Origin of the sequence: uncultured Allobosea sp. (genome assembly GCF_945957345.1) — a bacterium.
GTDB lineage: Bacteria > Pseudomonadota > Alphaproteobacteria > Rhizobiales > Beijerinckiaceae > Allobosea.
In genome coordinates, this window is the sequence record NZ_CAMFKW010000091.1 from 1 (window position 1) to 8,672 (window position 8,672).

13 protein-coding genes are annotated in these 8,672 nt (G+C 65.9%); 8 read left to right on the forward strand and 5 right to left on the reverse strand.

The window, feature by feature from the left end; all coding sequences use genetic code 11:
* Both Q0Q36_RS24450 and Q0Q36_RS24455 read left to right on the forward strand, forming a co-directional pair.
* On the forward strand, positions 1-177 hold a 177-nt coding region (locus tag Q0Q36_RS24450; RefSeq protein WP_293802422.1), incomplete at its 5' end, for a sigma factor-like helix-turn-helix DNA-binding protein.
* Positions 178-346: 169 nt separating this feature from the next.
* Positions 347-874, forward strand: coding sequence for a T6SS effector amidase Tae4 family protein (locus Q0Q36_RS24455; RefSeq protein ID WP_293802403.1), 528 nt, complete (start codon positions 347-349; stop codon positions 872-874).
* 59 nt (positions 875-933) lie between these two features.
* Here Q0Q36_RS24455 and Q0Q36_RS24460 read toward each other — a convergent pair whose 3' ends face one another.
* Together Q0Q36_RS24460 and Q0Q36_RS24465 are read right to left on the reverse strand one after the other, a co-directional pair.
* Positions 934-1,416 carry an SRPBCC family protein gene (locus Q0Q36_RS24460; protein ID WP_293802405.1) on the reverse strand — a complete coding sequence of 161 codons (483 nt, stop codon included), beginning with the start codon at positions 1,414-1,416 and terminating at the stop codon, positions 934-936.
* Complete coding sequence (locus Q0Q36_RS24465; protein WP_293802407.1) at positions 1,413-1,757, reverse strand: helix-turn-helix transcriptional regulator; 345 nt, start codon at positions 1,755-1,757, stop codon at positions 1,413-1,415. Before Q0Q36_RS24465 ends, Q0Q36_RS24460 begins: the two co-directional genes overlap by 4 nt.
* A 119-nt stretch (positions 1,758-1,876) precedes the next feature.
* Between Q0Q36_RS24465 and Q0Q36_RS24470 the strand changes: the two genes are divergently transcribed.
* Together Q0Q36_RS24470 and Q0Q36_RS24475 are read left to right on the forward strand one after the other, a co-directional pair.
* Positions 1,877-2,488: a LysE family translocator gene (locus tag Q0Q36_RS24470; RefSeq protein WP_265055662.1), complete on the forward strand. Its 612-nt coding sequence runs from the start codon at positions 1,877-1,879 to the stop codon at positions 2,486-2,488.
* Complete coding sequence (locus tag Q0Q36_RS24475; RefSeq protein WP_293802408.1) at positions 2,488-2,913, forward strand: secondary thiamine-phosphate synthase enzyme YjbQ; 426 nt, start codon at positions 2,488-2,490, stop codon at positions 2,911-2,913. Before Q0Q36_RS24470 ends, Q0Q36_RS24475 begins: the two co-directional genes overlap by 1 nt.
* 3 nt (positions 2,914-2,916) lie before the next feature.
* Here the strand turns inward: Q0Q36_RS24475 and Q0Q36_RS24480 are convergent, their stop codons facing one another.
* Complete coding sequence (locus Q0Q36_RS24480; RefSeq protein WP_293802410.1) at positions 2,917-3,117, reverse strand: DUF2798 domain-containing protein; 201 nt, start codon at positions 3,115-3,117, stop codon at positions 2,917-2,919.
* A gap of 190 nt (positions 3,118-3,307) precedes the next feature.
* On the reverse strand, positions 3,308-3,625 hold the full coding sequence (locus Q0Q36_RS24485) for a hypothetical protein (protein WP_293802412.1): 318 nt from the start codon (positions 3,623-3,625) through the stop codon (positions 3,308-3,310).
* Positions 3,626-3,832: 207 nt separating this feature from the next.
* Between Q0Q36_RS24485 and Q0Q36_RS24490 the strand changes: the two genes are divergently transcribed.
* Both Q0Q36_RS24490 and Q0Q36_RS24495 read left to right on the forward strand, forming a co-directional pair.
* Complete coding sequence (locus Q0Q36_RS24490; protein WP_265055658.1) at positions 3,833-4,120, forward strand: HlyU family transcriptional regulator; 288 nt, start codon at positions 3,833-3,835, stop codon at positions 4,118-4,120.
* Positions 4,121-4,422: 302 nt separating this feature from the next.
* On the forward strand, positions 4,423-5,658 hold the full coding sequence (locus Q0Q36_RS24495) for an MFS transporter (RefSeq protein ID WP_293802414.1): 1,236 nt from the start codon (positions 4,423-4,425) through the stop codon (positions 5,656-5,658).
* Here Q0Q36_RS24495 and Q0Q36_RS24500 read toward each other — a convergent pair.
* Complete coding sequence (locus tag Q0Q36_RS24500; protein ID WP_293802416.1) at positions 5,643-6,080, reverse strand: VOC family protein; 438 nt, start codon at positions 6,078-6,080, stop codon at positions 5,643-5,645. The two genes, Q0Q36_RS24495 and Q0Q36_RS24500, sit on opposite strands and share 16 nt — an antisense overlap.
* Before the next feature lie 134 nt (positions 6,081-6,214).
* Between Q0Q36_RS24500 and Q0Q36_RS24505 the strand changes: the two genes are divergently transcribed.
* Positions 6,215-6,622 carry an acyl-CoA thioesterase gene (locus Q0Q36_RS24505; protein ID WP_293802418.1) on the forward strand — a complete coding sequence of 136 codons (408 nt, stop codon included), beginning with the start codon at positions 6,215-6,217 and terminating at the stop codon, positions 6,620-6,622.
* Between the two features lie 315 nt (positions 6,623-6,937).
* Positions 6,938-8,672, forward strand: a 1,735-nt coding sequence (locus Q0Q36_RS24510; protein WP_293802420.1) for a HAMP domain-containing protein, incomplete at its 3' end; no start/stop codon positions are given.

The following is an 8,672-nucleotide window of genomic DNA, read 5'->3' on the forward strand; positions in this document are numbered from 1 at the left end:
GAGCGCGTGCTGCGCATGCGCTTCGGCATCGGCATGAACACCGACCACACGCTCGAAGAGGTCGGCCAGCAGTTCAGCGTCACCCGCGAGCGTATTCGCCAGATCGAGGCGAAGGCGCTGCGCAAGCTGAAGCACCCGAGCCGCTCGCGGAAGCTCAGGAGCTTCCTCGACAACTGATCGGCTGCGCGGCCGATTTCTGGCCAATCGTGAATGAGACCCGCTTCCGCACTGCGGAGGCGGGTTTTTCTTTGGGAGTGTCGCCCGGCCAGTCCTCCTATGAACGTAGGACGCAGCCGGGCCGGCTGCTGGGCAGTCTGCCGCCGCCTTGTGGCCCAGGAGATTGCTCGTGCTCCCCTTCACCTATGACGCGCTTGCTGAACGCTTCGCCACGGTTCGCCCCTGGGCGAAGAAGACGATCGGCGACAGCATCAATCGCTGTGCCATCTGCATGGGCTATACGCTGCGGCTGACGCCGTCGGAGGACGATGCGACGATCGAGAAACTCGCGAAGGTCGCGAGCCGGGTGAATGCCGGCGGTGGGCCTGCGGGCGGCGCGCGCCCGCTGACCACGCTCAGTGCCAGCTTCTTCATCCGGGCGGCGGAGCTCGAGCCGCGCGTCCGGCGGGTCTATGGCGAGCCGGATGTCCAGGGCGTCTCCAAAAAAGTCTGGCGCTCGGTGATCGGCAAGAAGGGCGTGCTCTACCTGGAAGATTGTTATCAGACCGAGGGCGACAAGAGCTCGTCGTTCCTGTTCTTCCAGCGCGTGAACGGTGATCACTGGGATCTGTTCAACGGCATCAACATGGTCGCCGAAGAATATCTGCTCAGCGGCAACAACCATGAGGGCCAGCTTTATTTCTGGAAGGCGCGGTAACGCTCGCTAAAGAAAAGGGCGCCAGTGGCGCCCTTTCATTCGTCACGGCCGAGTCTGCTTCATAGCGTTCGCGCCAGCGCGACCAATTGCTCCCAAGCCTTGCCCCAGCCTTCGTGGAAGCCCATCTGCTCGTGCTGCTGTTTGCCGGCGACATCCTTGTGATAGGCGCGGGCGATGTAGAGCGTGCCGGTCGCGGTCGGCTCGATCGTCACCGAGGCGGTCATGAAGCCGCCCTCGATCGGGCGAAAACCCGGGCCGAGCGCATCGGTGAAGAGCAGGAAGGTCTCCGGCACCACGACCAGCACGCAGCCGTTGTTGTCGTGTTTCTCGCCGTTCGGCCCTTCCATCACCGTGTGAAACTGGCCGCCGGGGCGCAGGTCGAGTTCGCAGGCGGTCGTCTTCCAGGGCGCCGGTGTGAACCATTGCATCAGCAGCTTGGGTTCGGTCCAGGCGCGCCAGACCAGGCGCGGCGGGACGTCGGTCTCGCGCCGCAATTCCAGGTCGAGCGTGGGGTCGAAGGCGGTCGCGTGCGTATCGGTCATCCGTTGTCCTCCTGATCCTTCAGTTGCAGCACCAGCCGGTCGAGCTGGTCGAGGCGCTTCGTCCAGAGCGTGCGCTGAGCCTCCAGCCAGTGTTCGGCTGCGGCGAGTGGCTCCGCGCGCAGGGTGCAGGTGCGCACGCGCCCGGTCTTGCGGGTGGCGACAAGGCCGCAATCCTCCAGCACCTTGAGATGCTGCAGGAAGCTCGGCAGCGCCATCTCGAAGGGTTTCGCCAAATCGCTGACCGAGGCCGGCCCGCGGCCGAGCGCCTGGACGACCGCGCGACGTGTCGGATCGGACAGTGCGCGGAAGGTATCGTCGAGGGCGGGCTGGGGGACGGCCATGGGGTTCGGATAGCGCATCGTAAATACTTAGGTCAATACCTAAGTTTTGAGAGTGGCTGCGGGACCTTGATCTTGGCCGTGGGAAAGGGCTTCCTGCGCATCCTGCTTTTGGAGGCGCCATGTCCCCCGAATTCCTGCTGACCTCGCTGATCATCGTCGCGTCGCCGGGAACCGGCGCGATCTACACCATCGCCGCCGGGCTGACGCGCGGCTCGCGGGCGAGCGTGCTCGCCGCCTTCGCCTGCACGATCGGGATCGTGCCGCACCTGATCGCGGCGATGATGGGGATCGCGGCGCTGCTGCATGCCAGCGCGCTCGCCTTCGCCGTCGTGAAATATGCCGGCGTCGCCTATCTGCTCTACATGGCCTGGCAGACGCTCAGGGAGCATGGCGCGCTCAAGGTCGAGACCAAGGCGGATGCGCGCTCGGCCTGGCTCGTGCTGCGCGACGGGCTCGCGCTCAACCTGCTCAATCCCAAGCTCTCGATCTTTTTCGTCGCCTTCCTGCCGCAGTTCATCGCGGCAGACGAGGCGAGCCCGGGCGCGCGCATGCTGGAGCTCTCCGGCGTGTTCATGGCGATGACCTTCATCGTCTTCGCGCTCTACGGGCTCTTCGCGGCGGCGATGCGCGACAAGGTCATCAGTCGGCCGGCGGTGATGGCCTGGCTGCGCCGGAGCTTCGCCGCAGCCTTCGTCGCGCTCGGCGCCAAGCTCGCGCTGACCGAGCGCTGATGACGCGGCAGACGATTCTGACGATTGAGACGCGCGGCCCGGGACTCTACGAGTTTACCGACCGCGCTATCGCCTTCGTGAAAGCGAGCGGCGAGGCCGGCGGATTGCTGACGCTGTTCGTGCGCCACACCTCCTGCTCTCTGCTGATCCAGGAGAATGCCGACCCGGATGTGCGTGTCGATCTCGACACGTTCTTCCGAAGGCTCGTGCCTTCGGCCGATGATCCGGCGATGGCCTATCTCGTGCATCGCGACGAGGGACCGGACGACATGCCGGCGCATATCAAGGCGGCGCTGACGCCGGTTTCGCTGTCGATTCCGGTGATGGGCGGGCGCCTCGCGCTCGGCACTTGGCAGGGCATCTATCTGTTCGAGCACCGTCAGAGGCCGCATCGGCGCGAGGTCGCCCTCCATCTTTCGGTGTGAGGATCAGGCCGGCGGCGCCACCGCGAGCGCGACGAGGCGCCGGACGACCGGCAGGACCACGAGCAGCGTCGGGAAGGCGACGATCCAGGACAGGGCCCAGGAGGTCGGCCAGGTCTGGAGGCATTCGGCGGTGAGGCCGAGGGCCTTCAGGGTCGAGATGCCGGAGACGACGAAGGTCATCAGCACGGACAGGAAGAACGGCATCACCACGCCGGCGTAGCGGGCGGGGAGGCAGAACTTGTCATCAGGACAGGCTTTCGCAAGGGCATGCCGCTCGGACGCATCCGATACGGCTCATGCCGAATGTATGCGTTGCCTGACGTGAGACGCTTACGAACGGGGCGAAAGCCCGATCGCGGTTCCATAGTCGATCGGACTGGAGTTGCCAAGACACCTAGCGCGCCGCGAAGATGTCCGGATCCGGCCGGGGCTCCCAGGCCTCGCCAGCGCCGACGAGACAGCTCTTTCCGGTCGGCGTGGTGGCGAGCAGGGTCCAGGTGCCGGCCTGTCCGACATAAAGCTCGAACAGAACGCCGCTCTCGGCCAACCCGCTGCCGATCATGTGCTCGCCGAAGGTCTCGCGCAGCTGCCCGGCGACATGGTCGCGGTCGGCGCAAGGCAATCCGTGCGGCGAGGGGTCTTGGGCGAAGGCGGGCGTCGCCAGCGTCGCGCAGGCCAAGCCCGCGATCATCAGGAACTTGCCGAATGACATGACCACCTCCCTGTCCGGAGGCAGCCGCTGGGGGCGGCGCGATCTCGGGAAGCCTGACGGCTGCCCTGAACATCACTGAATGTGGGAAGCCGCGAAGCGCCGTTCAAGCGGCGGGCCGGTGGGCGCCTTATCCTTCGCCAGGCGAAACAGCGCTCCCCTTGGCGCTGCTCCTGCCCTATATCAGGCCGCAAGCAATGCGGAGGTGCCATGTCTTTCTTCAAATCGCTGTTCGGGGGCCGCAAGCCGGCCGAGGAAAAGCCCGCCGGCCCGGTCAAGAGCATCGAGCATAACGGCTTCACCATCCATGCCACGCCCTATCAGGAGGCTGGGCAGTACCAGCTCTGCGGCGTCATCGAAAAGGTCGTCGACGGCGAGACCAAGAGCCATCGCTTCATTCGGGCCGATCGCTTTCCGGGTCAGGCCGAGGCCGCCGATTTCACCTTGGTGAAGGGCCAGCAGATCGTCGACATGGAAGGCGATCGCATCTTCCGCTGAGGCTGCGGCAGCCTCCTGTATCCAGTCGATTGAAAATGCGGCTCATCCGGACGCAGCGAAGCGGAGATCCGTGATCCATACCCGAACCTCGATCGGAAGCGTTCCGGCATGGATTCCAAGTCTCCCTGGGCTCGCCCGGGATGACCCGCGTTTCAATGGATGTGGTCCTGCGGGCGTGAGAGCGAGGATATCTGTCGCTGGCGCGCGGCAGGGCTGCCTTGCAGGCGCTTGCCCGGCGGCTTCCAGCCGCTAAAGCTCCTCCCGAGAAGAGCCACCTCCGAACATGTGGCCGCCGAGGAAGCATGTCCCAGGACGCCGACCGCTACCAACCCGATTCCTCCTATGCCTGGCTGAGGCTCGCCGTCGCGCTGGTGATCGGCACGGTCGCCTGTGTCGGCTCCTGGTCGGTTGTCGTCGTGCTGCCGGCGATGCAGGGCGAGTTCGATACGCTGCGGGCCGGAGCCTCGCTGCCCTATACCTTCGCGATGCTCGGCTTCGGTGCCGGCAACATCATCATGGGCCGGGTCGCCGATCGCTACGGCATCATGGTTCCCATCGTGATGGGCGCGTTCCTGCTCGCGGCCGGCTATTCCGCCGCGGCGATGTCGCATTCGCTGTGGCAGTTCGCGCTGGCCCATGGACTGCTGATCGGCATGGGTAGCGCTGCCGGCTTCTCGCCGCTGATCTCCGACCTGTCGCACTGGTTCCGCAAGCATCGTGGTCTCGCCGTGGTCTGCGGCGCTTCGGGCAGCTATCTCGCCGGCGTGTTCTGGCCGCAGGTCATCACCTGGGGCATGGCCCATTACGGCTGGCGAGCTACCCATTTCGGTATCGCCATCGTCACGCTGGTCGTGCTGCTGCCGCTCGCGCCGTTCTTCCGGCGCCAGCCGACGGCCGCGACCATGGCCGCAGCGGAGGCGAGCAGCGCAGGCGCGCGCGGCGACCTCGGTCTCAGCGCCGGCCAGCTCCAGCTCCTGCTCTGCGTCGCCGGCTTCGCCTGCTGCGTTGCCATGGCGATGCCGCAGGTCCATATCGTCGCCTATTGCGGCGATCTCGGCTATGGCGTGGCGCGTGGCGCCGAGATGCTCTCGCTGATGATGCTGCTGGGCATCATCAGCCGCATCGGCTCGGGCTTCGTCTCGGACCGGATCGGCGGCGCGGCGACGCTGGCGCTGGGCTCGCTGATGCAGGGCGTGGCGCTGTTCCTCTATCTCTGGTTCGACGGGCTGCAGTCCCTCTATGTCGTCAGCGGCATCTTCGGCCTGTTCCAGGGCGGCATCGTGCCGATGTATGCCGTCGTCATTCGCGAGTACCTCCCGGCCAAGCAGGCCGGGATCCGCATCGGGCTGGTGATGTCGGTGACCGTGCTCGGCATGGCCTTCGGCGGCTATCTCTCCGGCGTGATCTTCGATTATTTCAGCTCGTACCGGATGGCCTTCCTCAACGGCCTCGCCTGGAACCTCGTCAATCTCAGCATCGTCTGCTGGCTGATGCTGCGGGCGCGGCGGTCGGTGCCGCCGCTTCAGGTCGCGGGCTGAGCTGGGCGATAGGTGCCGAAGCACCAGAGGTGCCCTTCTGGATCGCGGCAGATGAAGTCGCGGCTGCCATAGGGCTGGTCGCGCGGCTCCATGCAGATCTCGGCGCCGGCCTTGCGGGCCCGTTCGCAGCGGGCGTCGATTTCGTCGGTGGCGATATAGGGGGAGGCGGTGGTGCCGCCGAGCTCGGCCGGGCGGGCGACCAGCCTGCCGAATTCGTTGTTCTCGGCCGAGCCGAGCATGACGAAGCTGGAACCCATCCTCAACTCGCCGTGGAGGAGCGTCCTGCCGTCCTCGGAATAATAGGCGGCATGTTTCTCGAAGCCGAAGGCCTCGATCAGCCAGTCATACATCCGTGGCGCATCGGCATAGCGCAGCGAGATGATGATGATGGGCTCGACTTTGGACGCTTCGGCGCTCGGCATGGTGTCGATCCCTGTTCGCGTGGCCTCACCGATTGTCAGTGATAGCGGCGGGCAATGCAAAGCGCCGCTTGCGTAGCTGCCGCGGCGTCAGCATCATCGGCCAAGCGGATTCCCCGCCAGCCTGAAGGATGCTCATGAGCCCTGCTGCCGACGGTCCCGACGAAGCCCCGCGCGGGACGCTGACCGTGCGCACGATCGCCATGCCCGGCGACACCAATGCCAATGGCGACATCTTCGGCGGCTGGGTGATGTCGCGGATGGACCAGGCCGGCGGCATCGCGGGCGTCGACCGGGCGCAGGGGCGCGTCGTCACCATCGCGGTCGATGCGATGACCTTCTTCCGGCCGGTCAAGGTCGGCGACGTGCTCAGCGTCTATACGGAGATCGAATCCGTCGGCCGGACATCGATGAAGATCCTTGTCGAGGCCTGGGCTAAGCGCTTCCGTACGACGCTGCACGAGAAGGTCACCGAGGCCACCTTCACCTTCGTCGCGATCGACGAGGAGGGGCGCCCGCGCCCCGTCCCGAAACTGGAAGGTTAAAGCGATTTAACCTCCTCTAACGTCAGGTGAATCCCCTCGCTGCGAGAGTGATTCAAAAGAATCCACTTTTAAACGTTCCTTAAGCGCGCCTGGACGATGCTGTGCTCCAGACCGAGGGTTACGCCTCGGCCAGGGGACTTTCATGGCCTTTTCGACGCCGCATGCGGATCCAGCCGCCTGGCTTTCATGCCGGGGGAGGGAGGGGATTCCCATGACTGCGGGATGGTCGGTTCGGTTCAGGGCAATCCTGAACGGGTAGTTTTCCTGTTTTTGAACTCCTTCTCCAGCGTTGCGTGAATACCGGAGTACGACTTCATGACGAAAGCCAAGCCCGTGCGTGAGGGCAAGCCGTTGCGGATCGGTATCGCGCCTCGGATCTACGCCGCTCTCGGCGTGATGACGGCCCTGACCATCGTCTCGTCCTCCGTCGCCTGGTTCTCCTATGACAGCGTCGACAAGACGGTCGACGACCTCGTCAGCCAGAAGATGCCCGTGGTAGAGCTCGCGCTCGAGCTCTCCCAGGCCGCGACGCAGTCGACCGCGCTGGCGGCCCGCTTCAGCGAGGTCTCGACCCTGCAGCAACGTGCGACCCTGACCGGCGATCTCGACGGCGTCGAGGCGCGCCAGCTGGACCTGCTGCGTCGCATCGCCGAGCAGGGCAAGGTCGACAAGTCCAAGCCGCAAGCGGCGATCGACGACCTGGCGCGCCAGATCAACGACATCAACGACCTGACGGGAGAGCGGCTGCGCAACGCCGCCGACACCGCGACCGCGCTGACCGCCCTGTCCAAGGCTCGCGACGGCTTCAGCGCCATGGCCGATTTCGAGACATCCGACGCGCAGTTCAACGTCAAGATGAACATCACCAGCGCGGCGCAGCTCACCGGCAGCGAATTCGATGCCGCGCTGTCCAAGGTGCTCGACAAGGACCTCTCTTCGCTTCAGACCGCTCAGGCGCTCCAGCTGCAGATCAGCGAGACGGTCGGCCTCCTGCGCGAGATCTCGCAGGTCGACAGCACCGAGAAGCTTGAAATCGCCAAGTCGCGTCTCAAGGCTCAGCTCGGTCAGGTCCGTGGCCTTCTGGCGGCGGCGGATATGCTGCAGGCCAATCCGGCGCGCGGGCAGGCGGTCAATGCCGTGACCGATCTCGGCGAAGGCGCTGCCGGCATCGTCGCCATCCGCGAGCGTGAGCTCGCGACGCAGGCGGCGATCGTCGCGGGTCTCAAGAATCTCGACCAGGCAGCGGAGAAGGTTCGCCGCGAGGTTGGCGAGCTCGTCTCTTCCGCTCGTAGCGGCGCGATCGCCGGGCGCGACTCGACCAAGGCCATGATCGAGCGCAGCGAGTACACGCTCGCGGCGATTGGCATCGCCTCGCTGCTGGTAGCGCTCGCCCTGTCCTTCTTCTTCGTCCGCCCGATGATCGTCGGTCGCCTCAACCGGCTCTGGGCCGCCACGAAGGCGATCGCCGACGGCGCGCTCGAAACCGTGGTCGACACCAAGGGCAATGACGAGATCTCCGATATCTCGAAGAGCGTCCTGCTGTTCCGCGACAACGCGGTGGCGCTGCGCGCCGCCGAGCTTGCCAAGGTCGAGGACGAGGCGCGGGCGCAGGAACAGCGCCGCGAGATGATGCGCGAACTCGGCGAAGCCTTCGGCGTCGTCGTCGCGGCCGCAGCGGCGGGCGATTTCACCCAGCGCGTCGCGGCGCAGTTCGCCGACCCCGAGCTCAATGCGCTCGCCGGTTCGGTCAACACGCTGCTGGAGACGGTCCAGACCGGCCTGCTGGAGACCTGCGATGTGCTGGCGGAGCTGTCGGCCGGCCATCTCTCGACCCGGGTCGAGGGAATGTATCAGGGCGCTTTCGCCGAGCTCAAGGACGGCACCAATGCGCTGGCCGAGGAGTTCGAGAGCACGCTCGCCCGCCTTGCCGAGACGGTTTCGGCCGTCCGCAGCGCGACCAGCGAGATCCTCGACGGCGTCACCGATCTCGCCGAGCGCACCAGCGAGGAGAGCAATGCCGTCTCGATGGCGACCAACCAGCTCGGCGCCT